Annotated in this window: 24 protein-coding genes; 21 read left to right on the top strand and 3 right to left on the bottom strand. The window is 59.7% G+C overall.

Annotated elements, in window-relative coordinates:
- Positions 1 to 386 precede the first annotated feature (386 nt).
- From M2103_RS01520 to M2103_RS01580, 13 genes are all read left to right on the top strand, one after another.
- Positions 387 to 1256, top strand: coding sequence for an SEL1-like repeat protein (locus M2103_RS01520; protein WP_277508294.1), 870 nt, complete (start codon positions 387 to 389; stop codon positions 1254 to 1256).
- 96 nt (positions 1257 to 1352) lie between these two features.
- Positions 1353 to 2573: a hypothetical protein gene (locus tag M2103_RS01525; RefSeq protein WP_277508295.1), complete on the top strand. Its 1221-nt coding sequence runs from the start codon at positions 1353 to 1355 to the stop codon at positions 2571 to 2573.
- A gap of 99 nt (positions 2574 to 2672) precedes the next feature.
- A complete protein-coding gene (locus M2103_RS01530) occupies positions 2673 to 3485 on the top strand; it encodes an ankyrin repeat domain-containing protein (protein WP_277508297.1) in 813 nt (270 codons plus the stop codon).
- A 63-nt stretch (positions 3486 to 3548) separates the two neighbouring features.
- Entirely contained in the window at positions 3549 to 5129 is a 1581-nt protein-coding gene (locus M2103_RS01535; RefSeq protein ID WP_277508298.1) for a hypothetical protein, read from the top strand.
- Positions 5130 to 5158: 29 nt separating this feature from the next.
- Positions 5159 to 6010, top strand: coding sequence for a DUF4304 domain-containing protein (locus tag M2103_RS01540; protein ID WP_277508299.1), 852 nt, complete (start codon positions 5159 to 5161; stop codon positions 6008 to 6010).
- A 33-nt stretch (positions 6011 to 6043) separates the two neighbouring features.
- Complete coding sequence (locus M2103_RS01545; RefSeq protein ID WP_277508300.1) at positions 6044 to 6493, top strand: hypothetical protein; 450 nt, start codon at positions 6044 to 6046, stop codon at positions 6491 to 6493.
- A 54-nt stretch (positions 6494 to 6547) separates the two neighbouring features.
- Positions 6548 to 7537 (top strand): hypothetical protein, encoded by a 990-nt coding sequence (locus M2103_RS01550; protein ID WP_277508303.1) that lies wholly within the window; start codon positions 6548 to 6550, stop codon positions 7535 to 7537.
- A 26-nt stretch (positions 7538 to 7563) separates the two neighbouring features.
- Positions 7564 to 9603 carry a hypothetical protein gene (locus M2103_RS01555; protein ID WP_277508304.1) on the top strand — a complete coding sequence of 680 codons (2040 nt, stop codon included), beginning with the start codon at positions 7564 to 7566 and terminating at the stop codon, positions 9601 to 9603.
- Between the two features lie 250 nt (positions 9604 to 9853).
- A complete protein-coding gene (locus tag M2103_RS01560; protein WP_277508305.1) occupies positions 9854 to 11269 on the top strand; it encodes a hypothetical protein in 1416 nt (471 codons plus the stop codon).
- 32 nt (positions 11270 to 11301) lie between these two features.
- Positions 11302 to 11706 carry a hypothetical protein gene (locus M2103_RS01565; RefSeq protein WP_277508306.1) on the top strand — a complete coding sequence of 135 codons (405 nt, stop codon included), beginning with the start codon at positions 11302 to 11304 and terminating at the stop codon, positions 11704 to 11706.
- A 9-nt stretch (positions 11707 to 11715) separates the two neighbouring features.
- Complete coding sequence (locus M2103_RS01570; RefSeq protein WP_277508308.1) at positions 11716 to 12390, top strand: hypothetical protein; 675 nt, start codon at positions 11716 to 11718, stop codon at positions 12388 to 12390.
- 96 nt (positions 12391 to 12486) lie between these two features.
- Positions 12487 to 13113, top strand: coding sequence for a hypothetical protein (locus M2103_RS01575; RefSeq protein ID WP_277508309.1), 627 nt, complete (start codon positions 12487 to 12489; stop codon positions 13111 to 13113).
- Between the two features lie 59 nt (positions 13114 to 13172).
- A complete protein-coding gene (locus M2103_RS01580; RefSeq protein ID WP_277508312.1) occupies positions 13173 to 13604 on the top strand; it encodes a hypothetical protein in 432 nt (143 codons plus the stop codon).
- 110 nt (positions 13605 to 13714) lie between these two features.
- Here the strand turns inward: M2103_RS01580 and M2103_RS01585 are convergent, their stop codons facing one another.
- On the bottom strand, positions 13715 to 14023 hold the full coding sequence (locus tag M2103_RS01585) for a hypothetical protein (RefSeq protein WP_277508313.1): 309 nt from the start codon (positions 14021 to 14023) through the stop codon (positions 13715 to 13717).
- Between M2103_RS01585 and M2103_RS01590 the strand changes: the two genes are divergently transcribed.
- The 4 genes from M2103_RS01590 (at position 14000) to M2103_RS01605 (ending at position 18811) form a co-directional block, all read left to right on the top strand.
- A complete protein-coding gene (locus M2103_RS01590) occupies positions 14000 to 14590 on the top strand; it encodes a CbrC family protein (RefSeq protein ID WP_277508315.1) in 591 nt (196 codons plus the stop codon). The two genes, M2103_RS01585 and M2103_RS01590, sit on opposite strands and share 24 nt — an antisense overlap.
- Before the next feature lie 38 nt (positions 14591 to 14628).
- Positions 14629 to 15816 carry a hypothetical protein gene (locus M2103_RS01595; protein WP_277508316.1) on the top strand — a complete coding sequence of 396 codons (1188 nt, stop codon included), beginning with the start codon at positions 14629 to 14631 and terminating at the stop codon, positions 15814 to 15816.
- 506 nt (positions 15817 to 16322) lie between these two features.
- Positions 16323 to 17450 (top strand): uroporphyrinogen decarboxylase family protein, encoded by a 1128-nt coding sequence (locus M2103_RS01600; RefSeq protein ID WP_277508317.1) that lies wholly within the window; start codon positions 16323 to 16325, stop codon positions 17448 to 17450.
- 86 nt (positions 17451 to 17536) lie between these two features.
- Positions 17537 to 18811: a hypothetical protein gene (locus M2103_RS01605; RefSeq protein ID WP_277508319.1), complete on the top strand. Its 1275-nt coding sequence runs from the start codon at positions 17537 to 17539 to the stop codon at positions 18809 to 18811.
- Between the two features lie 31 nt (positions 18812 to 18842).
- Here the strand turns inward: M2103_RS01605 and M2103_RS01610 are convergent, their stop codons facing one another.
- Together M2103_RS01610 and M2103_RS01615 are read right to left on the bottom strand one after the other, a co-directional pair.
- A complete protein-coding gene (locus M2103_RS01610; protein WP_277508320.1) occupies positions 18843 to 19856 on the bottom strand; it encodes a glycoside hydrolase family 43 protein in 1014 nt (337 codons plus the stop codon).
- A gap of 66 nt (positions 19857 to 19922) precedes the next feature.
- On the bottom strand, positions 19923 to 20387 hold the full coding sequence (locus tag M2103_RS01615; RefSeq protein WP_277508321.1) for a biopolymer transporter ExbD: 465 nt from the start codon (positions 20385 to 20387) through the stop codon (positions 19923 to 19925).
- Between the two features lie 249 nt (positions 20388 to 20636).
- Here M2103_RS01615 and M2103_RS01620 point away from each other — a divergent pair, with 249 nt between their 5' ends.
- The 4 genes from M2103_RS01620 (at position 20637) to M2103_RS01635 (ending at position 26504) form a co-directional block, all read left to right on the top strand.
- Positions 20637 to 21563: a UDP-glucuronic acid decarboxylase family protein gene (locus M2103_RS01620; RefSeq protein WP_277508322.1), complete on the top strand. Its 927-nt coding sequence runs from the start codon at positions 20637 to 20639 to the stop codon at positions 21561 to 21563.
- Positions 21564 to 21705: 142 nt separating this feature from the next.
- Positions 21706 to 23901, top strand: a complete 2196-nt coding sequence (locus tag M2103_RS01625) for an alpha-galactosidase (protein WP_277508323.1) — start codon at positions 21706 to 21708, stop codon at positions 23899 to 23901.
- 277 nt (positions 23902 to 24178) lie between these two features.
- On the top strand, positions 24179 to 25207 hold the full coding sequence (locus M2103_RS01630; RefSeq protein WP_277508324.1) for a hypothetical protein: 1029 nt from the start codon (positions 24179 to 24181) through the stop codon (positions 25205 to 25207).
- A gap of 25 nt (positions 25208 to 25232) precedes the next feature.
- A complete protein-coding gene (locus tag M2103_RS01635; protein ID WP_277508325.1) occupies positions 25233 to 26504 on the top strand; it encodes an MFS transporter in 1272 nt (423 codons plus the stop codon).
- The last annotated feature ends 227 nt before the right edge of the window (positions 26505 to 26731 follow it).

The following is a 26731-nucleotide window of genomic DNA, read 5'->3' on the forward strand; positions in this document are numbered from 1 at the left end:
GCACCCAGTCGGCTCCTCGAAACATGCGATTCATCCGCTCCAGTTGGCCGTTGCTCCACGGGTGATCAGGCGTGGCGCGCTGCCCGGTTCACGCCCCGCCCATATCTATGTGAAAGTGATCAATGGAACAGGCATTGAATCTTCAAGGGAGAAGCGCGGACTGATGCCATGTCATTGAAAACACCATGCGACGCCGAACGGGACAGTTGTTGAATATTTGCCCGTCATGCCTCGTGGAAATTCTCGGAAAATTCCCAAAACGCACACCGCGTATTGCGCCCTTTGTCCACGCGCGTCATTTCCGATGCCTGTCATGTCCGCGTCCAAACGTCCCTCCACCGCTGCAAACCCAGCAAAAACCATACTCTGCGCCACCGGTTGATCCCATGAAGTGTTTTCGATTCACATGTGAATGGAACAAAACCTCGCCCGATGCCGAAATCGTCGCCGAGTGCGACCGCTGCTGCATGTTCCTTTCGCTCATGTATGAATATCATTTTCCGAAAACCAAAACTGGAGCGCGCACGCGCGCGCTTGTGACTATTTCGAGTAACACCCCCGCCGAACCCCCAACACTCGCGCCCGTCAGCGGCGACCTGGACGTTTGCGCAACGGCCGACTGGAGCGCGTTCCGCAATCTCCCAACGCCCGAGAAACACGCCCGGCTTCTCGCCATAATCCAACAATCCCTGCTCGCGGCGGCCCGGGCGAACAACTGGCCCGCCGCCCCCTTCGAGACAGCCTGCGCGGCAATCACGCGAAATAATTTTCTGTTCCGCGAACATTATAAAAAATCCGTCGCCGCCCCCGACAAACTCCATCGCGCGCAAATCTATTTCGAGCACGATTACCTCGGCAGCGGCACCCATGTTGATTTTACCGACAAGCGCGGGACGCTGCTCAAACGCGTTGCCTTCACTCCGGGCGGATCGTCCGTCCTTTGCAAAAGCATCGGCCCCGTTGAGTGGATAAACAACCGGCAAATTTTAATATATCACGTCCTTGTTGACAGGAGCGGACTCAATGCGGAAACAAACCACCGCCACCGCTGGATAATAGACATCGACGGCGGGGTAGAGTATCAAAACCCGTCCGCCACGGAAGCGAATCCGCACGCATTATACAATCTCGGCCTCCTGTATTGGGAGGGAAAAATAATACTTCCGGACAAAAACAGGGGCCGCGAAATCATAACCAAAGCCGCCGCCCTCGGCTATAAACACGCGCAAAACTGGCTCCGCCGAAACGAACCATAATCAGGAGCGCGGGCCTCCGAACCCGCGCAATACTTATATAACGCATCCAGCAAGCCCCGGCATAACTGTATAAACGCAACCAACCCAGCGCACGCCATGAACCTCGCAACATTCCGCCGACGCGCCCGCAATCACACGCTCGAAGTCGAGCACCTTCTCGGCGTCGCCGCCGAACGCCCCGAGGGCCTCGCCGACGAACTCGAACGCCTCGTCGCCGAATGCCAGTGGACCGACGGCGGCGAAATCAGCCCCGGCGTGCGCAGGATCCCCTGGCGCCTCTGGGCGCGCACCGCCATTGCATACGCGCGCGGCGGCTGCGACGGCCTTGTCCGCCTCGTCGCCGGCGACGCCGGGTTTCACCGCTTTGCCCTTTCACTGCTCGAAAAAATACGCGACCCCGGCGCGCTCGACGCGATCCTGCGAATTGACGCGCGCCTCCTCTCGCCCGGCGCCTTCACCAGCGCCGACATCGAACGGGCCGATTATCTCGCGCGCACCCTTTGGTTTCTTATCGGCATCACGCCCCCCGTCCCGATTTCGCCCGCCGAAGCGGCCACAATCCGCGTCGCGTTCCACCGCCTGCTCCCCCTCTGCAAAAAAGACGTGCAACGCGCCAATATCATTTGCGTGCTCGGCATAGTCGGCGACCACACCACGCTCAGTCTCCTCTCCACGCATCCGCCCCTCGAATCGCCTTGGGAAACCATAATTAAAACCGCCATGCGCACATTGCGCAAAAATCTCGGCGCCACGGGACAAATTCCCTCGGGCGCCCCGCGTCCCAAGCCTTCCGCGTCGGCGACAAATCCGCGCACGAACACCAAACCCGCCCGCGCCTCCGCGCCCGCCAAAATCATGGTCCACGACAAAGCCAAATGGCATGGAGACGCCGATAACTTTCGCGCCATCAAACCGCCCCTCCCGCCCGAAGCCGGGGCCACGCACATCGCCCACTACCTGCGCTGGTGCGTTGAAAACAACCTCATCTCCGACGAACTCCGCCAATCATATCCCCGTGACATTGCCTCCATACTCAACGGCACGCTCGACGCCCGCGATTTCCTCCTCCGCGAGTTGGACGGCGTTCTCGACAGCGCCGCCCTTAACGCCGCCGGACGCGCCTTTGCCCGCGCCTATTATCACACCGACCGCACCCGATTCGCCAAAAAACACGGAACCTATCTCGGCGACCACGACAACCTCGCCGCCCGGCTTGGCATCCCCTCCTACTGCCTCCCAAACGACGAAGCCTCCTACGCCCGCGTCAAAATTATTATAGATAACCGCCACCGCGAATACTTGGCGGAATCATCATAACAAACAGCGACCACCCTTCGCGCACCATACATAATATTTACTATAATCCACCCGCGCACCACCGCCGCCACTCGCAAGTCCCGCGCACCTCGCCCAACAATGAAATTCGATTACGACAAGCTGCTGAAAAAATACCCGCCAACCGCCCCCGGCATTGCTGAAATAAGGCGGCTGCTCGCCTCTGGCGTCAATGCAACCATCACCGGGGCCGACGCACAATCGCATGAGCCATTCGAAGCCGGCACCACCGCGCTTATGCTTGCCGCCAATTTCGGACACACCGGCATTGTCATCGCGCTCATTCGCGCGGGCGCTGAAACAAACCTCGCCAACAGCGAAGGCTTCACCGCGCTCAAGGGCGCCTTGCGCGGCGGCCATGTGGAAATAGCGCAAAGCCTCATCGCCGCGCGCGCCAATGTTAATATAAAAGACATGCACGGAAAAACAGCCCTGCATTACTCCTGCGCCCAACCCGACATAAAAATATTAAAACTCATACTCGACGCACGTCCCGACCTGGGTGCGCTGGACGAGGACAGGCAAAGCGCGCTCTTTCTTCCGTCATATAATAATCGCGCCGAATTTGCATCACTGCTCCTGCGCGCCGGCATTGACCCAAACATCAAGGATAAAGGCGGGCTGACGGCGTTGACCTGGGCCGCGCAAAACGGAGCAAGGGAAAGCGTGCGCGCCCTCATTGAGGGCAAAGCCGACGTGAATATTAAAAGCAAAAAAGGAATCACGCCGCTCATGTCCGCCGCCATCAAAGGCGACCTTGGCATAATAAAGCTCCTCATCGCCGCTGGAGCCGATGCAAACATCGCTGAAAAAGGCGGCCTTACCGCAAGCGATTTTGCCTCCAGAAACAATCATGGGGCGGTCGCCGCCTTTCTAAGACAACACATGAAATAATCACGCCCCATTGGCATTCATAATAAACCACACCGCCCGACGCATTGAATCTCAAGTTTTCCCATGCCCGCCAAAACCAACCCTTCGACACCGCACACACCCCGCCCCGGCGACATCTTTGTGCAACGCAGCGCCGACACCGGCCGCTATTGCGCCTACCAAATCACCCTCACCGAAAACGCCAGTCCTCACGCGCGGGGCGGCAAGACCCTCGCGCTCCTCTCGCTCGACTGGGTCGGCGACGCGCTCCCGACCGAGGCCGATCTCGCCGCCATGCGGCCGCTTAATAACACGCGCTACTACTGGGGCCACGGCTTGGATTACCGCATCGTAACCCCGCCCGTCGTTCCCGCGACATTTCAATTCATCGCCAACCGCCCTTCCTTCGTTACGAAACAAACGACCTCGTTCGGAGGCTGGCCGCCGCCCTCCAGCCAGGCCGCCGAGCAGGAGGCCGACTGGCGCGCCCGCGATCCCGAACGCCTCCGCCGCTTCGAAGCCGCCCGCGGCAGCGGACGTGAATTCACTCTCGCCGGTCAAACTGTCCGCGACACTTTCACCCATGCCGGCCCCGGGCTGCTCGACGGCCTCGCCAACCTCGCCGAGCTCGACAAGCTCCCGCGCCTTCTCGAACTCGAAGCCCGCGGCCCGCGCCCCGACCTCATCGCCTATCTCCGCACGCACGATCTTCTCCACCGCGTCATCTGGAACGCGCACGGCGCGCGCACGCTCGACTTTCGCGGCGTGCCCCACGTTCACGACCTCGAACTCGACGCCACCGGCCTCGAAACGCTCCACCTTCACGACAACCTCTGCTCCCTCAAGCTCACCGGCGCGCTCCACCCGCGCCTCCGCATCCACGCGCACGACGACGGCGCGCGCATCCGCCTCAACGCGCCGCCCTCCATCGCCGCCACCAACCGCGCCGACCCCGGACTGCCAAACCTTTCCACCATCCGCATCGAAGGCATCGACAAACTCGACCTCGCCCCCATCGTCGCGCGGCACCCCGCGCTCGAAACCCTGAGCATCGCAGGCAAACCCGGAACGCTTCAAAACGTCTCCGCAATCTCCCGCCTCCCCAAACTGCGCAGCCTCTACATTGACGACCTCTTCGGCTACGAGCCCGCTGACATCCCGCAGCCCGGCACTCATCCGCGCCTCGCCGAACTCTGGCTCGAAAGCATCCCCGCCGACGTCGCCGCGCACGTCAAAACAACCTACGCCCCGCTCAAAAAAACCGCGCGCCTCGACCTGCAAGTCCGCAAACCCCGCGCCCCCGAATGGCTCGCCGACAATCTCGACAACCCCTTCCGCGCGTGGGACGGCGACGAGTTTGTCAGCCCCGCCAACGCCCGCCGCGCCGCCACCCTCTACAAAAAAACCCGCGCCGAACTCCGCGCCCGCCTCGACTCTCCCGACGCCGCCACCGCGCTCCCCGAATACCTGGAGCAACTCGTCCGCGAATGGGCCGCCGCCTTCAACACATGGGACAAACGAACCAACTGGATCGAAACCGAGGAACGCGAAACCATCTGCGAGGTCGTTGACAATCTCCTCGCCGAAGCCGCCCGCCGCCACCCCGCCGCAAACATCGACACCGCCAAACTCTCCACCCTCTTCGACGAACTCCGCGATTTTTGAAAAATTGCCACCCGCAAATTCCACACATCATGCCCGACAACACTTCCGCGCCGCCACCCGCATCCAAATCCTACGCCTCCGGCGATATCAACAGCCTCATCCGCGACATCGGCTCCGCCAAATCCGCCGCCGCCCGCGCACGCTTCGCCGGACGCCCGCCCGACGCGCAAGACACCCGCGCCGTTTATTTGGAAACCTGCGCCGCCATCGCCGCCGCCTTCGAGCCGCGCGGCTACAAGTTCTCAAAATCCGGCCCGCACTTCACAGCCAAGAGTCGCGACAAACAATTCACCTACCGCATTTCATTTCAGTCGAGCCACAACAACATCCCCGGACAGCACATCAGGCTCCTCGTCCACACCTCCATCTCCTCGCCCGTCGTCAAGAAATGGGAAACCGCGCTCTGGGCGCGTCACGGCCGGACATACCAGGGCAACGGCAGCATCGCCGGCACTCAACTCGGCTACCTCGCCGAGCCAGGCAAACGCGCCTGGGTCGCATGGGAACTCGCGCACGAGCACACTCGCGCCGCCGCCATTGCCGAGGTCACCGACCGCATCACCTACCACGCGCTCCCGTGGTTCGCCCAATGCGAGGACATCCCGCGCCTCGTCGGGCGCGTTGTCGAAACCGGCGTTTTTCCCGATTGTCACGTCGAGAATTTCCCCGCCGAGCTCCTCCTCTGCTTCGCAAGCAGGGAACAAACCGCGCGTGCGCTCGCTTCTTATATAAAAACACTGCATCCCAAGGCCCGCGCCAATCTTCACAAAGACCTCGCCGCGGCGCGCGCCGAGTCGCCGCTCGAAATAAATTACAGCGGCTTCTCCGGCTGCCACATCCGTTACCTCCTCGCCGAAGGCATCGAATTTCCAAAAGAATAAAACGCGCGCCGCGCCGCACACATATTCAAAATCATGAAAGCCGAAATCCACGCGCGTCTGCGCGCGCATAATATAAAAATCCCCGACGACCCGGACGAGGCCGCCAATCTCTACCTCGGCGCATTGTTAATCGAGAAATTCGATTACTGGCTCGCACGCGGATTTGATTATACGGACAATCCGCAGCCGCCGACGCCCTTCGCCAGACCCTCAAGCGAAGCCGCCAAAAAAGACGCCACCTACCGGACCGCCTTCGCCAAACTCGACAGCGACACCAAACGAACAATAAAAGAACTGCTTCGCGAATCACTTGAAGGCATCCTTTTTAGCACGCTCCTGACATTCGACCAAACTCCCGCCGGAAAATGGAAACTCCAATTCCGAACCAAGGACATGACCGCCCGCGCCAACCCGGGACGCGATTATGAGCTGCACGACGATTTATATAAATGGATGGATTTGTTTAGCAAAAATAAACAGTGAAAACAAATCCCTCCATCGCATAAGCATATTCTCAACCTCCATATTTTTCCCAATATGAATCGCGAAACATTATTAAAACAAATCGAACAATGGCACGCCGACGGAAACCATCAGGAGATCGAGGACGCCGTGCGCGCGCTGCCTGAAGTCGGGCGCGACTTCGACCTGTCCTGCATGCTCGCACGCGCGCTCAACAACCTCAGCCGCTACGGGGATGCGCTTGAAATTCTGGAGTCCGTGCGCGATCAGGGGCGCGACGACGCGCTGTGGCACTACCGCGTCGCCTATTCATTATATTATTTGGACCGCGAGGCGGATTCCATTCCGCATTTCGAACGCGCAATCGCGCTCGGCGACGACCATCCTGACACGTATCAAATGCTGCTCTGGGCAAAGAAGGCCGCGAAGCAGCACCTGGACGCGAAACCCGAAGGCAAAAACACGGACGGCGAAGCGCGGACGGCATTTGTCGCCAAGGCCATTGCGACACTCGAGCTCAACATGCGCCTGCAACCGAACGCCCGCACCATGCGACTGGAGGACGGGCTCGACCTCATGCTCCGCGACAAGGGCCTCGGCTACGTGAACGGCGGCGGCTCGCAACTCTCGCCCGAGGGGGAAATCACATCCTGCGACATCGAAATAAAACTCGCCGAGGACTCGCCTGAGATCATCGAAACAATCCTGAGCATCGCCAAAAAACTCGATATCGCGAAAGGCTCCAAACTCAAATACCGCGCCCTCGCCGGCGGCACCGAAGTGGAATACCCAATCGGAAAACTGGAGGGATTCGCGGTTTATATAAACCACGCGAACCAGCCGCCCGAAGTGTGGCAAAAACACAACGTCAACGAGGTCGCCGACGAATTGCACCGCCTCCTCGGAAACAACGGCACGCTCGTGTTCAGTCATTGGAACGGTCCGAAGGAAGTCGCGCTGTATTTTTACGGCGAGGGCGGAGCCGATGCGATGCAGGCAAAGGCAAAACCGTTCCTCGACACGCACCCGCTCTGCCAAAACTGCCGCATTGTCCGGCTCGCCTGAAACGTCTGAAACCCACCGCCCGCCTCATGTCCATCAACCCGCTCTCACTCCCCGGCATCATCGCCGAACAAATTGAAATCTGCGACGACACCGAGTTCGCCGAGGCCCGCCAAACGCTCGCCGACTTTGAGCAACAATGCGCCGCCGAGCCCTCCGTGCAAAACGACGAGTTCCTCGCCGCCGCGCACCGCCGGCTCCTCGAAGCCTTCGACGACTACAACGCGCCATTCGACGCCGCGCCGCACCTCGACGCGCTCCGCCGCCTCCACGAACGCCATCCCGCAAATCCGCGCATCATCGAGGACTACGCCAACGCACTCGCGCATCACCACGACGCCTGGCTCACCGCCGAGGACGCCGACCCCGCGCGCGCCGCCACCCCCTACCAGGCGCTCCTCGCCCTCGCCGAAAAAAATCCCGAGCACGATCTCTCCGAGGAAATCGCCGACGCCTATTTTAACCAAATCCACCACTACATCACCCGCGGGGAACACCGCGCGGCCGACACCATCCACGGCCAGCTTGCCGCGCACCATGACCGCCACCCCGCCAGCGCGCACATCACCCAGCGGCTCGCCCAGGCGCACCTGACCCGGATTTATTCTTGCGCCGACACCGACGAACTCGATTCAGCCCGCGCCGCGTATCACACGCTCGAGGCGTTTATCCAAAAGCACATCGACGCGCTCCCGCCACCAGCGCAACACAACCTCCGACACATGCAAATCCGCGCGCTCGCGCACCTTGTCGAGACAAGCGCGTCCCCGAGCAACACCGGCGAAAATCCCGCGCCGAGCGATCCCGCCGAAATCACCGCGTCCGAAACCCACTACGCCGCCATGCGCGAACTCTGCGCGCCTCTCGCCGACGCCGAGCCCCGCATCGCCCGCCATTTTGCCGACGCCGCCATCGCGCTCTGCAACCACTACAATCTTTCAGACGAACCCGCGGCCGCCGCCGAAAAATACCGCGACCTCGAACGCCTCGCCGACCGTTATCCGCAACACTGCGCGCCCCAGTTTTCCCGCGCGCTCTACGCGCAAATCACCTCCGCCATCCGCGAGCGCCGTTTCGACGACGCCGAAAAACACCACGCCGCGTTCGAGCGTCACGCGATCGCGAAACGTGATGACGGCGCGCCCGAAAAACACGACGACACCGAACCCGTCGAAAACCTTGCGCAAGCCTCCGCCGCCCTTGCCAACGCCTACGGCGGCGCCACCCGCATGCCCGACGCGGAACGCCACGCGCGCAAAATCGCCGACCTCCTCGACACTGCGAAACGCAATCCCGACACCGGCGCATCCACCCTCGCGAACCTCGCCGCCCTTCACGCCCTGACGCTCCACAACCTCATCGTTGATTACGTCAACACCGGCGACACCGCAACCGCCGCCGTCCGCCACGCCGGTCTCGCCGCCCTCGCCGCGCAACACCCCGACACCGCGGCCGCCGCCGAAAACCTCGCCGACGCCACCGACCAGATCGCAACCAACCTCGCCAAAAACAGCGGCATCGACGCGGCCGAGAAATTTCTCTCGCAACACGTTCCCGAAACACTCGCGAGCAACCCGGCCTATTCCAAAACACTCTACAACCTCATCGTCATCGCCTCCGACGCGAAGGACATCACCGCTGCCGAGCGCCTCTACGCCGTGCTCCGCCAGCTCGTGCAGAAAAACCCGCCGCACACCACCGCCGCATTGCGCCTCGCGAAAGCCGCCTACAACCTCCACTACGACCACTCCGACACCGGCGATTTCCCCCGCGCCGAAACCAAATACCGCGACCTCGTCGTCCTCTCGCGCATTCACGAAGGCAATCCCGCCCTCGAAAACGGCAACCCCATCGGACTCGAAATCGCGCTCCGCCAATCCAACGCCGCGCGCAACTACGCCATCGACCTGAAAAACAAAAACGCCGCGCACCGCATCCCCGCGCTCCTCGCCGACATCCGCCACCTCGCTGCCCGCTGGACCTCGCCCGCCGCCAAGCCGGTCCACGACGCCCTCGCCCAAATCACAACCCTCTGCCCGCCCCAACCCCCGCCGCTCCCCGGCGCATGAATACGCTTAGCCACCCTACGAAGTGAAGCCGAGCGGCCTGACAAAATGACCTTAGCCCAAACTCACATCTCCCGCGCGCCCATGGGCGCACCGCAATATTCATTTGCCGGACTGAATTTTTTGCGGTCAAAAATTCGCCATCTATCTTCGCGCCTCATGCGCCTCTTGTCAGGCCACTCGCAGACTCGTAGAGCGGCTATTCCATCCGGTTGCGGCCACTCCACCGCGTGAAACGCAAATCGTCCGAACCATGCTCACAAAAGAATTCCTGTATTTTCTGACCCCGCTCATCGTGACAATCCCGTTGTATCTATTGGGGCGAAAAACGCTGTTCCGCCGCCACCGGCAGGCGGAAATGCACCGCATCGCATCGGGCAAAATCTTTACGCTCGCGATGTTCCTCCTGCACATCGCGCTCATGACCGCCCTGTTTTTCATTTTCGAATCCACCCCCCTCTCAGCCCAAACACCCGGCCGGCCCGCGTCCATGAACGAAAACAAAAACAAGCACCACGAGGACGACTCCGATTTTTCCACCAACGGCATGGTTGACATGCTCCTCGCCGGGGCCACCGGCGACATGGACGCCGCCCTCGCAATCGAAACCGCCTGCCGCAAACACGCCGGCCACTCGCGCATCATCACGGGGCCAAACACCACGACCATCGTCCGGGGCAGCACGCGCCCCGGCGACACCCGCGAATACCACTGCGTCATCACCCCCGCCGCGCGCAAAGCCGTCCTCAAATCCCCCGACGGCGCCGAAGTCACGCTCACAATAAGCAAGGACTTCGCCGACTTCATCAGCGCCCTGCGCAAAGGACTCGTTGATGACGAACCCGACGCGGGCCCCGAAATCGTCCTCGCCGAAAACCCGCATATCGATCTCGGCCTTGCCGCGCCGCCACGCGTCACCTTCGCCCAAATCGCCGGACACCTCGCACCCGCGCTTCCGCCCGGCGAGCAAACGATTCTGCAAAAACACGCCGACGACTGGAAACGATTCGCGCACGAGCACGCCCTCCCCGACACCGGTGGCGTCATGCTCGTCGCCTGCGACATCACCGCCGGCAGACTCTATCTCAAGGCGCCCTCGCTGCACTGCCGCGTTTCCCCCGCCACGCGCACCGTCTCAATCAGCCGCCACGACTACGACAACGAATCCGGCACGCACCACGAACTCCACCCCGCCCCCGCGTTCTTCGAAACCATCGACCGGCTCGTCACCGGCGAAACCGCGCCCGCCGCCGCAACCGACGACCTCGCCTACCCCGACGAAAACCTCTTCAAGAACAAAAAACGAAACGACAGGAAACAGCCGCAATTCGAACTCTGGCATGACACAAAAACAATCAACGCCATCCTCCGCGGCCTGATTGAAAAAGGCGGCTTGCTCGCGAAAGAATTGGACGCCGCGAAACGCTTTGTCCGCGAAATCCCAAACCAGTCCGACCTCTACTGCATGTTTATCCGCGGCGGCACTCTGCAAATCGTCTGTCTCGGTGCGAAAAGCAACATCACGCAATGCGTCATCATCTCGATTCCCGCCGGCACGGCCACTATCACGGGTTCCGGTTCCGGCGTCACCATCCCCCTGACGCCCGCCTTCAAAACCCACCTCATCGACGTGCTCAAAGCCTGCAAAAAATCCGCGTGGCTCGAATGACGCAGCCACCGCAAATCTCCCCGCGCCAAACCATGCCCAACTGCGATTTCTACGCCACCGCCGCCGGCCACGCGCCGCTCCTCGAATGGCTCCTCGCGGAAAACACGGATAAACACCGTAGGGGCGCCGCCTACTGTCACGAGGTCCGCGCCGACAATAAAGGCCCCGTGCGCGGGCGCCTCGAATATCTCGACATCCTTGCGCCCGAGCCGCCCGTTGCCAAAACCCTCGCAACAACAAAACTCCGCTTTCGCGACCGCCTTGACGGCAAGCGCTGGCAGGCATGGGTCGCCCGCCTCGACGCCGAATCCGGCGTGCGCCGCGTCGCGCAAAACATTCCTCCCCCGCCGCACACAAAACCCGAGCCCGGCCAAATCCCCTTCGCCGGAGCCCCCGAACTCCGCACCCTCGCAAGCTGGAATTTCAAGGAATTATAAAATAATACAATGGCACGCATCGTCTGGAAAGAATACAACGTCATCAGCCTGGAAACGCGACGCGGCGTCTTTACGCTCGCGCAAATGTCACGCAACCCGTTCCTGATATTTTTTAATATATTTCAAACAGGGGACACATGGGATGGCATCGACCTCGCCACCGTGCCGGTGCTCTTTTGCAAAGCCGTCACGCGGCAATTCCTCGCACGCAGCGCCACGGGTAAACAAACGCGCATCACCCCGCTGCGCCCCGCGACACTTCCCACCCTGTGGATACATTCGGCCGTTCACGAAACCCGCCGGCTCGTCGCATGGGAAAACACACCCGGCGAACGTCACTTCCTCACCCTTGGCGCAGGCGGCATGCTCGTTGAGAAGGATGCCTATAACCACAAGGGCGGACCTTACAAACACCCGTCCGGCGTTTACGACGCCATTATAAGGAATCGCATATCGCCAACCGATACGGAGACCATTGAGAAATATGAGTGTGATTCGCTCGCCGTTTTTCCCGCGACCAACGAACGCCTCTATCAATGTTATCTTGCCGGCAAAAACGTGGATCCTGACAAAAGCATACTTTTTGACCATCCGCTGCCCCCCGAATACGCCACCTACATCGACATAGCCGGCGGCCAGGATGACGCGCGCCGCGCTGAAGCCCGCAAATTTTTCCGTTTATAAAAACACACACAATCAAAACGCCGCGTGTGCGCGCAGTGTAAAAGCATCCTGCAAACCCCGCCCATCCCGCCTCAAAAATTCTCACGCCGCCAAACCATGCCCAACTGCGATTTCTACGCCACCGCCGCCGACCACGCGCCGCTCCTCGAATGGCTCCTCGCGGAAAACACCTGCTCCATTTACGAGCTCTCCTCCATCGGCGAAAACCCGCTCCGCCGCTTCACCTCCGCCGCCGAAATCATGGACGAGTTCAAGCGCGCCTACACAAACGGCGTTCCGTGGCACAGCGTGTATCTCCAACTCCACGTCAACGGTTCCGGCCCGATGCCCAAACCGCGCCGCATCGACATCAACCCCGACGCGCAAGCACGCTGCGGTTTCCGTTATCGTTACGCAATGGAAGGCTGGGGCCTCGTGCAGCTCTACCTCTCCGTCCCGCGACACAACAAACGCTTCCTCGACAATTCGCACACCAACCACAACAGCCAAAAACGCGCCGAGACATGGGCCGCGGTGAGCAACAACCTGGGCAATCCCGGCGCGTGGGATTACAAAAAAATCACCTCATTCTCCTCGCGCCTGAATCGCGAAATCCGCAAGCGCGCCGTCGCCAAGCTCGGCTCGCGCCCCGTCCTCCCCGGCGCGCTCGCCGAGTGGAAAAACGGCGGCAACCTCGGTGTTTATAATATCGCCACTCACGCGAAATCCCTCGCGCAATTATAATCGCAAGACCGCCGCCGCCACGATTCAACATCCCGCAAAACGCCCGCATCACTTTTGACATGAGAGAAAAACTACTCGCCAAACTGCAACAACTCCACGCGCAGGCACCCGACAAACTTCCGGTTGTCACGCTCGATGAATACTTCTCGGGCAACACCGAGGAGGGGTGCATTGCCCCGAATCAAGTCGGTTACGGACGCCCCTCGCTTGCCGATTTATACAAGCGTTTTCAAACAATCGAACAACGCCCCGAAGTGCAGGGCGTTTTTGTCGGCATGCATTCCGAATGGGACATGGCGCTCGAAGATTCCGCCACGTGGCCTGCCGCGGAAAACATACACATCCTCGCAAATGCGACTCAGGATGCTGTCGCCGCATGGATCGACGGACTTGAAGCCGACGGTGTCATTGAAGGCTGGCCCTACGGCGAACATCCCTCCGCGCCAAAACCAAAGCCGGGATTTCAAGTTTTCACCGTATGCTGGGATTAATCAGTCATTCACCCATGCCCGAACACAATAACACCAACAAATATACAAACAACGACCTCGCCGGCGGCCCCCTCGCTCACTATAATATAGCAGCCCACGTGAAACGCCACTCACGATCCTAACAAACACTTATTATCCACATCATGAATCTCAATGAATACTTGAAAAAATATATCGAAATCTCGCGCCAGTTTCGCGCCAAAGAACGCACGCAAAAGACTGCCGAGCCCCTGCACGAATTCGCAGCCCAGCTTTCGAAACTCCCGCCATCCCCAAAAATCAAACTCATTCTTGCAGACATCTATTCGCTTCTCGGATATCATAAAACCGCGCATGAGATTTTCGCGGAAATCGCCAATCAGGCCGACCGCAAAGATGCGGCGCGCCTGTTCAAAATGAAGGAGCTTGCCGCCTCTCATGCGGACACTTTTGCCATCAAGCCAGTCTTGAAGGACGAAACACCGCACAATTACAAGCTTCCCAATTTTAAATACTGCCCCTGCCCTATGGAAAAAGGAATTTTCCGCGATGACCGCATTATTGAATGCAATTGCTGCGGCAGGGAAACCCCTGTTTATTACGACGGTCCTTTTTATACCGCTGCCGACAATGTAAGATACCTCTGTCCCGAATGTATTCACAGTGGAAAGGCCGCAAAAAAATATGATGCCTCCTTTCAACAAAACCTCGTCAACGACGAGACGATCAAGGATGAGGGCGCGACCGACGAAATCCTGCATCGCACTCCCGGATATGTAAGCTTTCAAGGCAACGCATGGCCCGCGCATTGTGACGACTACTGCGCCTTTTCCAGCTATGTGGGCTGGCCGGAACTGGAGGAAAGAGGCATCGCCGATTCGGTTGAAAATATCAGCGAGCTGGGCTTCGACGCGCTCAAGGACATGCGCAACAACGGTTCTTTGCAGGGATATCTATTTCAATGTTTGAAATGCAAGACTCATGTCATCCTCGCCGACATGGATTGATTTTGTAAAACAATTACCCGCTGTTTCGTCATTCACCCATGTCCGAACACAATAACACCAACAAATATACAAACGACGACCTCGACGACATCACGCTCGACGAAATACTGGGCTTTGTCATCGCCAACTGCGCGGGCGACATCGAGGCGGCCGGCGCGTTTGCGGACGAGTGCCGCGAGCGTTGCGACCGCGAGCACCTTCTCGTCGGCGGCAAGGCGACCGTCATTGTGCGCGGTTACAGTGACGCCGCCGGTCCGCACGAATACACTTGCACGCTCACGCCGGACACGCGGCAGGCGGTTTTGAAATCGCCCGGCGGCGCGGAAATCGCGCTTACGATGGACGAATCCTGCGTGGAATTTCTTCGCGAACTGCGCGCCGGCCTCACCGGAAACGAGGCGGGCGAGGGGCCGGAAATCGTGCTCGACGAAACCCAATACATCGACCTCGACGACGCCGTGGCGCCGCGCATCACTTTTGCGCAACTCGTGGAACTCGCCGAGCCGCACCTCGACACCATTGAACGCGCCCGCCTGCTGCGTCACCGCGACGGCTGGGACAAATACAAGCACACGCACGAGCTCCCCGGCAACGACCTCCACCTCGTCGCGTGCGACGCGCCCTCCGGCAAACTCTACTACGACACCCCCTCGTTGCAGTGCGAAATCTCGCTTGCCGCGCGACGCGTCATCATCAGCCGCCACGGCGTGAAACCCGAGGGCAGTCTTCACCTGAACATCCATCCCGCGCCCGAGTTTTTCACAGAACTCCATCAGGTGCTCGAAGGCAAAACCACGGACGACCCGACAACGACCGGCGACGACCTGCCATATCCCGACGAGAAGAGCTTTTCCGACACAAAAAACGACAAAAAGACCGCGCAATTTGAACTCTGGCACAACACCGCGGCGCTCAACACACTCCTCCGCGGCCTTGTCGAAAAAAACAATCTCGTAGGCAGGGAGCTCGACGTTGCGCGCGGCTACATCCGCAACATCGCCGCGCAATCCGATTTCTACTGCATGCTGATTCGCGGCGGCGTTTTGCAAATTGTGTGTCTCGGCCCGAATCGCGCGCCCTCGCAAACCGTCATGATCTCCATGTCCGCCGACACCGTCATGATCGCGGCATCCGGCGCCGGGGCAAACTGCCCGCTCGCGCCCGAATACAAGCGCCACATCGCCGCCACCCTCGCCGAACACAAAAAGGACGGATGGATCAAATAACCCGCGCCGAAACTGTAGGGGCGCACCTTGCGTGCGCCCTCGCGCCAGCCCGCTTTGTGAATGCGCACGAACTTGTTTGCCGGTGCCAAAGGCGCCTCATTCGTCAGCCCGGGGTCGAGCTTTCGAGACCCCGGGACTTCAAAATAGAAGACACGCGCCCTGAAGGGGCGGCACATGCGCATCAATCCCACACGTAGCGTTCATCGCAAACGATGTCATGCTTTGCGAGAAACGCGGGCAAGGGATTGTGATATGATGAAACTGATTGTGGCGCCCTGTCAGGGCGCATTGTTTTCCATCGTTTACCCGGGGTCTCGCACGCTCGACCCCGGGCTGACGAATGGCACGCCTTTGGCGTGCGGCAAATGACAAACAAGTAGCGCCTATGAGTGGCACGCAAACCGCGCCCGCACGCCGCAACAACCCCCATTGCGCAAACGTGGGACTGTAAACATCCAGCCGCGATTGAGCGAATCGCCGCGGGATGCACAGTGCGCCGCCATTGCATGAACACCCGCGAACACACCCTCGCTGTTTTTAATTATCAAAACTACGACCAAATGCCCGTTGTGCATTTCGGCTACTGGACCGAGCTTCTCGCCAAATGGCACAAGGAGGGACACCTCACCGCCGACGAGGCCGAATTCTATTTCGACAAAAACGAATACGACAAAATCATCTGCGACAAACTCGGCTTCGATTTCTGCTGGGGACACCAGCTCACGCCCAAGCACAAAGTGCATCCTTTCTTTGAAAAGAAGATTCTCGAAACACACCCCGACGGCGTCATTCGTTATATAAATCCCGACGGCCTCATCGAGGAAACCGATCCCGGCACGACCACCATCCCCGCCACCGTCGGCACGCTCATGACCGGGCGCGAGGCGTGGGAGGAACTCTACAAACCGCGCCTCCAATCCGACCCCGCGCGCCACGGCACACCCGAAGAACTCGCGCGCTGGAAACAGCTCAGCGAGGAAACCACCGACGCGCCCTTCGGCGTTTATGCCGGCAGCATGTTCGGCTACGCGCGCGACATGATCGGCGTCGAGGCGCTCAGTTATCTTCAAGTCGATGACGAGGACCTCTTCATCGAAATCATCGACACCGTCGCAAACCTCTCCTTCGAAACGGTGAAGGCCGTGCTCGAAGCCGGACTGCGCGTGGACTTCCTGCATTTTTGGGAGGACATCTGCTTCAAAAACGGCCCGCTCATCAACCCCGCCACCTTTGAAAAATACGTCGCCCCGCATTATAAAAAAATAACCGGCATGGCGCGGACGCACGGCGTGCGCCTCTTCTCGGTCGATAGTGACGGCCTCATCGACAAACTCATCCCCGCCTGGTTCGCGAACGGCGTGAACATCATGTTCCCCATCGAAGTCGGCACCTGGGGCGCGAGCATCGCCCCGTGGCGCGAAAAATACGGACGCGAACTGCGCGGCGTCGGCGGCGTCCGCAAAAGTGTGCTCGGCGAGGACCGCGCCGCCATCGACGCCGAAATCGAGCGCATCAAACCGCTCGTCGATCTCGGCGGCTACATCCCCTGCCCCGACCACCGCATCTCGCCGGAGGCCACATGGGACAACGTCCGCTACTACGCCGACCGCATGCGCGCGACATTCCGCCGGTAGCACGAACCGTCCCCGGCGAGCCGGGATCTTCGCGAGCCGGAACCTTGCGCTTTACGCAATCCGTTTCCCAAACATCATCCCGCAGCATGAACACTGTTGCCCGACGCATCGCGCGCCTTTGCGCGATTGCCACCCTCGCGCTCCTCGCCGCGCGCGCCCTCGCGCTTCCCCCTCCCGAAAAACTCCCCGCCTCGCCAACGCCGCCCGACCCGCTTGTCATAACCGGCGGCCCGCGCATCACGACCGCGAAGGACTGGCACGCCAAGCGCGCGCCCGGCCTGCGCGCCCTGTTTCAAAACTACGAATACGGCCTGCGCCCCGGGGAAATCGCGCCCGTCGCCACCATTATCCGCGAGGACAAAAACGCGCTCGGCGGCAAGGCCACGCTCCGCGAAATCTCGGTTGACACCACGCTCGCCGCCAAACCCGTCCACCTGCTCGTCATCGTGCCCAACAAACAAACGCGCCCCGCGCCGTGTTTTCTCGGCATGAGCTTCCGCCCCGTCCACACACTCCTCGCCGATCCGCTCATCAAAATGCCGGCCGACGGCTCGGAGGAAAAACGCGGCTCGCGAGCCTCCAGATGGCCCGTCGAACAGATCATCGACCGCGGCTACGCCCTCGCCTGCTTCTTCAACGGCGACATCATGGTCGACTCCCCCGCGCCCGCGAAAGAAGCGCTTAAGCGCTTCGCCAAGGCCGCCGGTGTCAACCCCGATGCGCCCAACGCCCCCGGCACAATCATGGCGTGGGCGTGGGGTTACTCGCGCATGTTTGACTGCCTGAAAGACATTCCCGAAATCGACACGCGCCGCGTCGCCATCGTGGGCCATTCGCGCAACGGCAAGGCCGCGCTCCTCGCCGCCGCGTTCGACGAACGCTTCGCGCTCGTCATCCCCAACCAGGCCGGTTGCGGCGGCACCGCGCCCAGCCGCGTGTCCGCCGACGACGCCAAGCCCGGCCCCAAGGGACGCCCCCGCGTGGAAACCGTCGCCGCGATCACCTCGCGTTTCCCGCACTGGTTCTGCCAAAACTTTTCCGCGTTCGCCGGGGCGCCCGAAAAACTGCCCTTCGACCAGCACGCACTCATCGCGCTCTGCGCGCCGCGCCCCGTGCTCATTTCTTGCGCGGTCGAGGACGTGTGGGCAAACCCGCCCGGCCAGCTCGCCATGCTCCGCGCCGCCGATCCCGTTTACCAACTCGTCGCAAAGGAAGGCCTGCGCGCCGGTGTCACCGAAATGCCCGCCACGGGAAAACTGATCGACTCGCGCCTCGGGTTTTTCATCCGCGAGGGCAAGCACGACATGACGCACGAGGACTGGCGCGCCTGGCTCGACTACGCCGACAAGTGGTTGCGCTGAGCAAAGCGATAGCGGCCGAATGCCGCCCCCGCTATTCGATCCGCCTCCCCACGCGCAACGCGTCGCCCTCCTCCTCGATTTCAAAAATCACCGCGCGTTCGCTGAGCGTCCGCGCCTTGTTCGGCGTGTGCAAAATCATCATCAATTTTCCATCGTCGAATCTGCGGAACAGCATCGGATGCCCGCCATCGTCCGTGAAAAGCGGTGTCTGCTCCTGACGCCACGGCCCGGCGAGTTTCCCTGAATCCGAAACCGCGTATCCCGTCGTGTAACCGCCCTCGCCGCCCGTTGACCAAAGCATGAGCAGCTTGCCCGACTTCGTGCGATGCAACCACGAGCCGTCGGTCACATGGCAGCCATATTGGGCGGACTTTTTGCTCCACACCGCGTCGCTGCCGTTGAACAAACGCCTCGGCTCGCCGACCGTCGCGGAAAGATCATCCGTCAGGCGCACATACTCCACCGTGCCATCCTTGATCTGCACCCACTCGTGACAAAACACCATGTAAGGCGCGCCATCCTCGACCCAAAGCGTGCCGTCGAGCGTCATCATGTCGGGCGGCAGCGTGGACTGATTTGGCTTTTCGCCGAACGCACGAAACGGCCCCTTCGGCGAATCCGCCACGAGCACCTGCGAACCGCGCTTCACGCGAGGCAGCCAATCGCGCCATTGCTCGGGCAGCCGGTCGTCCGTGTCGAACGTGAGAAACAAATAATATTTTCCCCGATGCGCGTGCAACTCCGGCGCCCATATCCCCTTCTGAGCCCAAAAACCCTCGGGAATTTCAAACACCACGCGCGGCCCCGTCCAATCGACAAGATTTTTGCTCGTGTATTGCACGACCGCCGGACGCCCGTTCGGCCCGCGCCGCCCCGTGGAGCTGACGAGATAATACGTCCGCGTTTCCGCATCCGCATATACGCAACAATCCCGCAACCGCACGTCGGCCAGCCTCACGCTCCGCTCCCCGGCGGCATGACACTCGGAAATCGACGATGCGAAAAACCCCGCCGCCAAAATACAAAAAACGGAAAACAGTTTCATGCCCCGAATCGCACCCCGCGCACCCGACTGCCGCAATCCCGCAAGGCATCTTACGGTTCGAAACAATCAGCGCCCCGTCATGCGGTAGGTGCTTTCCAGCACCATGTGTTCTATCCCGGCAGTTTTCACATGATCAATCGCCCTCGCCAACAAGGCATATCGGGCGCGATCATCACCGCTCACCAGCACACGCGGAACATGCCCCGTGCGCGCGCACTCCTCTTTGTATGAAGCAATCTTCAGGGGGAGATCGCTGATATCGTAAGGCTCCTTATTTATATAAACTGTTGTGTTTTCAGAAACCTGAACAACCAGCGGCTCATGGCTCCCGTGCCCGCATCCGCCGCATCCACCTGCAATGTTGACATCCATTTTCCCCACGTTCGTCAACGCCAGCGAAAACATTACAAACGTCACGAGCAGAAACATCAGCACGCTTATCATCGCTGTCAGATCAAAACGCGCACCGCCCCGTCTTTCCTCAATCGGGGCGTTAATTCTGTTCACATCACCAAAATCGTCGGGATTCATGGTTATTTGATATTCGGGGTTGATGCGCGGCGAAAATTGACGCGCCCAGATCATACCCAACGACAAGCAAAGTCAAGTGAGCCGGGGCATTACGCGTGAAAGCACGCGTGGCAAAAATCGCACCCTCGCCGGAAAAACAACCGCATGAAAGCGGCTCCCAAAATACACCAGCGGGAACACCACCGGCGCGGCGCGCCGTTACATTTTCGCTGGCTTGGGCGCGCGGAGTTTGTTTCGGTTTCCGGCAATATGCGCATTCTTGTTACAGGAGGAGCCGGTTTTCTCGGCTCAAATCTTTGCACCCGCCTAATCAACGACGGACATGAGGTGATCTGCCTCGATAATTTTTTCACGGGACGAAAGGCCAACATCGCCCATCTGCTCGACAATCCGCGCTTCGAGCTCGTGCGGCACGACGTGACCGACCCGTTCAAGTTCGAGGTCGACCAAATCTACAACCTCGCATGCCCGGCGTCGCCGCCGCACTACCAATACAATCCGATCAAGACCACAAAGACGTCGGTGATGGGCGCGATCAACTGCCTCGGCCTGGCCAAACGCGTGAAGGCGCGGGTGTTTCAGGCGAGCACATCCGAGGTTTACGGCGACCCGCAGGTGCATCCGCAGCCCGAGGAGTATTGGGGCAACGTCAACCCGATCGGAAAACGCTCGTGTTATGACGAGGGCAAGCGTTGCGCCGAGACGCTGTTTTTTGATTACCACCGCGAAAACAAGGTCGATATCCGCGTCATTCGCATCTTCAACACCTACGGGCCGCACATGCTTTCGAACGACGGTCGCGTCGTGTCCAATTTCATCGTGCAAGCGCTCGGGGGCGAGGACATCACAATCTACGGCGACGGTTCGCAAACGCGTTCGTTTTGCTATGTGGACGACCTGATCGAGGGCTTTGTGCGATTCATGGACCAGACGGAAATCGTCGGCCCGATGAATTGCGGAAATCCGGGCGAGTTCACGATGTTGCAGCTCGCCGAGGCGGTGCTGCGCGAAGTCGGCGGAAAATCAAAAATCGTGCACAAGCCGCTCCCGGCGGATGACCCGAAGCAGCGCAAGCCGGACATCTCGCTCGCGCGCCGCGCGTTGAAATGGGAGCCGCAGATTCCGCTCGAGGAAGGCTTGCGGCGCACGATCGCGTATTTCCGCACACAGGCTTGAGCAGCGCGGCAAAACGGAAGCGAGGAACAGATGTTTCGCTCGCGCATCCGCCGAGCCGCCACACTTTGACTTGGAGTTTTCCCAAAAAATCCAAAGAGTCTTTCACTTTCAATCAGTTCACCGCCCGGAAACAAAAACCACCATGAAGAAAATCACCCTTGGACTCATCAGCTGCCTGCTCCTCTCCGGAGTCGCAATGGCGCAAAAAACCGCAACGCCCCGGATCGTGAAAATCGACACCGAGAGCCTTTCCCTCGTCATGGGCGTGAACAAGGATGGCTACCTGCTCTTCCACCACTTCGGACCGAAGATCGAGGACGCGACACCCTTCCTCAAAAAAGGCGAATACCGCCGCGAGCCGACCTACGAGATGGCCTACCTCTCCTCCGGCGGACGCAACATCCGCGAACCCGCGCTGCGCGTCACGCACGCCAACGGCGACATCAACACCGAGCTCGTTTACGTGAGCCACAAGGAAACCGCCGCCGGCGCCGACGGCGCGCGCACGCTCGAAATCCTGCTCCGCGACAAAGTCAACCCGCTCGAAGTCACGCTCATCGTCAAGGCCTGGCAAAAGGAAAACGTCATCAGCGAGCACGTCGTCATCCGCAACGCCGGCGACAAGCCCGTGACGCTGCACAACTACTACTCCGCCTACATGCCCCTCAAGGCGAACAAGTATTACCTCAACCATTTCTACGGCGCCTGGGCGCGCGAGATGATGCTCGCCGAAACCCAGCTCACCGCCGGAATCAAGACCGTGGAAAGCAAGCGCGGCGCGCGCGCCACCCGCTGCGAAAACCCGTCCTTCCTGCTCGCCCTCGACACCCCGCTCGCCGAAAACAGCGGCAACGTCATCGGCGGCGCGCTCGCGTGGAGCGGCAACTGGAAGCTGAATTTCGAAATCGACGAATTCGCCATCCTCAACATCAGCGCGGGCATCAGCCCCTTCGCCAGCGACTACACGCTGCCCGCCGGCGCCACCTTCGAGACGCCCGAGATGATCTTCACCTACTCGACCGCCGGCGCCGGCGGCGTCTCCCGCAACCTCCACGACTGGGCGCGCAACCACCGCGTCTACGACGCGCAAACCATCCGCCCCACGCTCCTCAACAGCTGGGAGGGCGCCTACTTCACCTTCGACGAAAAAACGCTCACCGACATGATCGACGACGCCGCCGGCATGGGACTCGAAATGTTCGTGCTCGACGACGGCTGGTTCGGCAACAAATACCCCCGCGACAACAACAAGACCGCCCTCGGCGACTGGCAGGTGAACAAGAAAAAACTCCCCCGCGGCATCGGCTACCTCGCCGACTACGCCGTTTCCAAGGGCCTGAAATTCGGCATCTGGATCGAACCCGAAATGGTGAGCCCCAAGAGCGAACTCGCCGAAAAACACCCCGAATGGATCGTCAAGGGCAAGGGCCGCGAAATCCCCACGATGCGCTACCAATGGCTCCTCGACCTCACCAACCCCGAGGTGCAGGACTTCGTCTTCAGCGTCTTCGACGAAACCATGAAACTCTCCCCCAACATCAGCTACATCAAGTGGGACGCCAACCGCCACGTTGAGAACGCCGGCTCCGCCTACCTCGACGACGACAAACAATCGCACTTCTGGGTCGAATACACCCGCGGCCTCTACAAAGTCTATGAACGCGTGCGCGCGAAATACCCCAACGTCATCGTGCAAGCCTGCGCCTCCGGCGGCGGCCGCGTTGACTACGGCGCGTTGAAATACCACCAGGAAGTCTGGACCAGCGACAACACCGACGCCATCACCCGCGTGCGCATCCAGTATGGCACGAACCTCATCTACCCCTCGCTCGTGACCGGCTCGCACGTCTCGCAAGTTCCCAACCACCAGACGAACAACGTCACCCCTTTAAAATTCCGCTTCGACCTCGCCATGACGGGCCGCTTCGGAATGGAACTCCAGCCCAAGGACATGAACGAGGCGGACAAGGAGTTCGCGAAAATGGCGATCGCCAACTACAAAAACATCCGCGACATCGTCATGCAAGGCGACCTCTACCGCATCAACAGCCCCTACGACAACTCCGGCCTCTATTCGCTCATGTATGTGAGCAAGGACAAAACCCGCGCCGTCATGTCCGCCTTCTGCATCGACTACCGCAACATCATGCCCACCTTCAAACTCACCGGCCTTGATCCGGCAAAACGCTACAAGGTGACCGAGTTGAACGAGAAAAAGTCAAAGTTCTGGGCGAACGGCAAAACCTTCACCGGCGAGTTCCTCATCAACGGCGGTCTCAACCCCCGCCTGATGAAAAACCTCCAAAGCATGGTTCTCCTTCTGGAAGAGGTAAAATAATCGCGGCGCAGAAAACCGCCCGGCACAAGGGCTGCCGGGCTTTAAGCAAAGGCGCCGTCCCTCGGGCGGCGCGCACAGGAATTGCAAACGCACACGTGTTTTGCAAAGCCCGCATTGTCATCTAATAGACGACAATGGCTTGGTGTGCCCGCAAACACCGCCAAAATCAAATTTGCCAAAAACTTAATCGAAAATGCAATTGGCTACCGCCCTCCCCTTCGGGTAACTTTTTGGGGCAAACCCGCATTATGGCATGCCGCCGTCACCACCAAACCCCATGAAACGCACCCGCTCACTCCTCTCGCTGCTCCTGTTTTTCGCGTTTTCCGCGTCCGGACTTCCGGCGGCGGACGCGCCGCAAAAATCCGCGATCAATCGCGACGCCGCGCGCACCATGGCGCGCCTCTTAAAAACCTCCCCGCTTCTGCTGGATGGCGAAAGAGCCGGCCTGTTGAAAACAGTCCAGGAGTATTCCGAAAAATTACCCCACCCTGTTTTCAGACAATACCTGAAAGCCGGCGTGGACGAGGCCGCCGCGATGGAACGCGACAACCCGATTCTGGGCTGGTATCGGCTGGCCTTTGACCGCGTCCTCGACGAGGTCGCCAACACAAAGGTCGAGCAGGGCACGGCCGTGATCTGGATGCTCTACAACATGGGAATCGTGGTGAAAACGCCCTCCGGTTGCTTCGGCGTGGACATCAACCACAAGTATGCGGAAAAGTTTGAGCCCCTGCTGGATTTTCTCTGCGTAACACATAATCACGGCGACCACAAAAGCGTGGAATTGATGAATGCGATGCGCGCGCGCGGCAAACCCGTGCTGTCCAATTTTTACAAAAATGACGCCCAATATTATTCAAAGGAACCGGCGGAGTATAAAATCGGCGCCTTCTCCATCCGCACGGACATCACCGATCACAATGCCAAGCTGCTAAAATTTGTCACGGTGTATAGGCTTGATTGCGGCAAGGACTCGGGCGGCCTTTCCATTTTGCACGGCGGGGATTCCAACTTCAAACCGGAGCAGTTTGAGCGCACACAGGGGCCGGTTGGCCTGTTTATCACCCGCTGGGGCGCGCCGGAGGAAAACAACTTGCTGGACGCAAAGCCCGGCAAGGGCCGGATCGATCCCGCCTGCACCATCTTCTCCCACATGATCGAGCTGCGCCACGACATTGAAAAATCCCCGCGCCGCCGAACCCTCAACTTTGCGATGGATAATATTCCCAAGATGCACTGCCCGCGAACAATCATGCCGTTTTGGGGCGAGAAAATGATTTGGAAGAACGGCAAATTGCAGTGAACCCGTCCGCGCACCCCGTATATCAATGAACAAATATAATTTTCAAAAATGGGGAGTCTTTACGGCGGCCACAATCGGCTACGGATTATACTATGTCTGCCGGTTGAGCCTCAATGTTGTAAAGAAGCCGATGGTGGATGACGGCTACCTGACGGAAACGCAGTTGGGCATTATCGGGTCGGCGTTGTTTTTCTCCTATGCGGCGGGGAAATTTATAAACGGGTTTCTCGCCGACCGCGTCAACGTGCGCTATTTTATGGCGGGCAGCCTGCTCGTCGCCGTGGGGGTCAATTTTCTTCTGGGTTTTGCCATTCCCTTCTGGGCGCTTGTCATTCTTTGGGGGCTGAACGGCTGGTTTCAGTCGGCGGGCGGCCCGTGCAGTGTCATTGCGCTGAACAACTGGTTTTCGAGCAAACAACGCGGAACCGTGTATGGGTTTTGGAGCGCGAGCCACAATATAGGCGAGGCGGCGACTTATATACTGGCGGCCGTCGTGGTCGGCGCATTGGGATGGCAATACGGATTTTGGAGCGCGGCCTGCATGGGCGCGTTCGGCGTGGTTTTTATATTTATATTCCTAAAACCGTCCCCGCCTGAAAAAGAGTCGGTTTCGCCCGGACAAGCAGAAGCGCCAAAAGCGGAGAAAGGCTCCGTCAAGAAGCTGCAAATAGAGGTAATCAAAAATCCCATCATCTGGCTGCTGGCCCTGGCAAGCGGGGTGATGTATATTTGCCGCTACGCGGTGAACAGCTGGGGCATTTATTATTTTGCCGCGGAAAAATCATACACGCTGGTCGAGGCGGGCTCGCTGGTATCGGTCAGCGCGGTCTGCGGAACGGTCGGAACCATATTTTCGGGTTGGATTTCCGACCGCTTTTTCAACGCCAAACGCCTGCCCCTCGCATGGATGGCGAGCCTCGCCAATCTGATTGCAATCGCCCTGTTTATGTTCGCCCCGCACAGCACGGTGATCGACATCGTGAGCATGGTTTTGTTCGGCGTGTCGATTGGCGTGCTGATCAGTTTCATGGGCGGATTGATCGCCATGGACCTGGCGCCGAAGGGCGCTGTCGGCGCCGCGGTGGGCATTATCGGGCTGGGAAATTATATCGGCGCGGGAATGCAGGAAATACTCAGCGGCTACCTGATTGAATCGAACAAAACAATCGTTGATGGCCAGACGGTTTACGACTTCTCGCACATCCGCATCTTTTGGGTGGCCGCGGCGCTCGTATCACTGAGCTTGATTTCGGTCATCTGGAAAAAGACGTCACAACACAAGCAGGCAAACGGCTAATTGTATTATTAAGCGGCGCAAAATAATACCGATATGAAAACACGAAATGACCCTGCTCGCATCCCCAACGGGGATGAGTCCCCTAGCCCAGGGTTGGCGCGAGTTGCGAGCGCCTACCCTGGGTGTCTTGAAAAAAGGGAACACAACCCTGAAAGGGTTGCGTCCACGAAAACGCACGCCGGGCATACGGGCCGCAACCCCGTTGGGGTTGTGTATTTTATTTATTA

Origin of the sequence: Ereboglobus sp. PH5-5 (assembly GCF_029504805.1) — a bacterium.
Classification (GTDB): domain Bacteria; phylum Verrucomicrobiota; class Verrucomicrobiia; order Opitutales; family Opitutaceae; genus Ereboglobus.

Bases quoted from the DNA above. Each gene is read 5' to 3' on its own strand.
- M2103_RS01520 (WP_277508294.1), top strand. From the start codon at position 387: ATGAAGTGTTTTCGATTCACATGTGAATGGAACAAAACCTCGCCCGAT.
- M2103_RS01525 (WP_277508295.1), top strand. From the start codon at position 1,353: ATGAACCTCGCAACATTCCGCCGACGCGCCCGCAATCACACGCTCGAA.
- M2103_RS01530 (WP_277508297.1), top strand. From the start codon at position 2,673: ATGAAATTCGATTACGACAAGCTGCTGAAAAAATACCCGCCAACCGCC.
- M2103_RS01535 (WP_277508298.1), top strand. From the start codon at position 3,549: ATGCCCGCCAAAACCAACCCTTCGACACCGCACACACCCCGCCCCGGC.
- M2103_RS01540 (WP_277508299.1), top strand. From the start codon at position 5,159: ATGCCCGACAACACTTCCGCGCCGCCACCCGCATCCAAATCCTACGCC.
- M2103_RS01545 (WP_277508300.1), top strand. From the start codon at position 6,044: ATGAAAGCCGAAATCCACGCGCGTCTGCGCGCGCATAATATAAAAATC.
- M2103_RS01550 (WP_277508303.1), top strand. From the start codon at position 6,548: ATGAATCGCGAAACATTATTAAAACAAATCGAACAATGGCACGCCGAC.
- M2103_RS01555 (WP_277508304.1), top strand. From the start codon at position 7,564: ATGTCCATCAACCCGCTCTCACTCCCCGGCATCATCGCCGAACAAATT.
- M2103_RS01560 (WP_277508305.1), top strand. From the start codon at position 9,854: ATGCTCACAAAAGAATTCCTGTATTTTCTGACCCCGCTCATCGTGACA.
- M2103_RS01565 (WP_277508306.1), top strand. From the start codon at position 11,302: ATGCCCAACTGCGATTTCTACGCCACCGCCGCCGGCCACGCGCCGCTC.
- M2103_RS01570 (WP_277508308.1), top strand. From the start codon at position 11,716: ATGGCACGCATCGTCTGGAAAGAATACAACGTCATCAGCCTGGAAACG.
- M2103_RS01575 (WP_277508309.1), top strand. From the start codon at position 12,487: ATGCCCAACTGCGATTTCTACGCCACCGCCGCCGACCACGCGCCGCTC.
- M2103_RS01580 (WP_277508312.1), top strand. From the start codon at position 13,173: ATGAGAGAAAAACTACTCGCCAAACTGCAACAACTCCACGCGCAGGCA.
- M2103_RS01590 (WP_277508315.1), top strand. From the start codon at position 14,000: ATGAAGGAGCTTGCCGCCTCTCATGCGGACACTTTTGCCATCAAGCCA.
- M2103_RS01585 (WP_277508313.1), bottom strand. From the start codon at position 14,023: ATGAGAGGCGGCAAGCTCCTTCATTTTGAACAGGCGCGCCGCATCTTT.
- M2103_RS01595 (WP_277508316.1), top strand. From the start codon at position 14,629: ATGTCCGAACACAATAACACCAACAAATATACAAACGACGACCTCGAC.
- M2103_RS01600 (WP_277508317.1), top strand. From the start codon at position 16,323: ATGAACACCCGCGAACACACCCTCGCTGTTTTTAATTATCAAAACTAC.
- M2103_RS01605 (WP_277508319.1), top strand. From the start codon at position 17,537: ATGAACACTGTTGCCCGACGCATCGCGCGCCTTTGCGCGATTGCCACC.
- M2103_RS01610 (WP_277508320.1), bottom strand. From the start codon at position 19,856: ATGAAACTGTTTTCCGTTTTTTGTATTTTGGCGGCGGGGTTTTTCGCA.
- M2103_RS01615 (WP_277508321.1), bottom strand. From the start codon at position 20,387: ATGAATCCCGACGATTTTGGTGATGTGAACAGAATTAACGCCCCGATT.
- M2103_RS01620 (WP_277508322.1), top strand. From the start codon at position 20,637: ATGCGCATTCTTGTTACAGGAGGAGCCGGTTTTCTCGGCTCAAATCTT.
- M2103_RS01625 (WP_277508323.1), top strand. From the start codon at position 21,706: ATGAAGAAAATCACCCTTGGACTCATCAGCTGCCTGCTCCTCTCCGGA.
- M2103_RS01630 (WP_277508324.1), top strand. From the start codon at position 24,179: ATGAAACGCACCCGCTCACTCCTCTCGCTGCTCCTGTTTTTCGCGTTT.
- M2103_RS01635 (WP_277508325.1), top strand. From the start codon at position 25,233: ATGAACAAATATAATTTTCAAAAATGGGGAGTCTTTACGGCGGCCACA.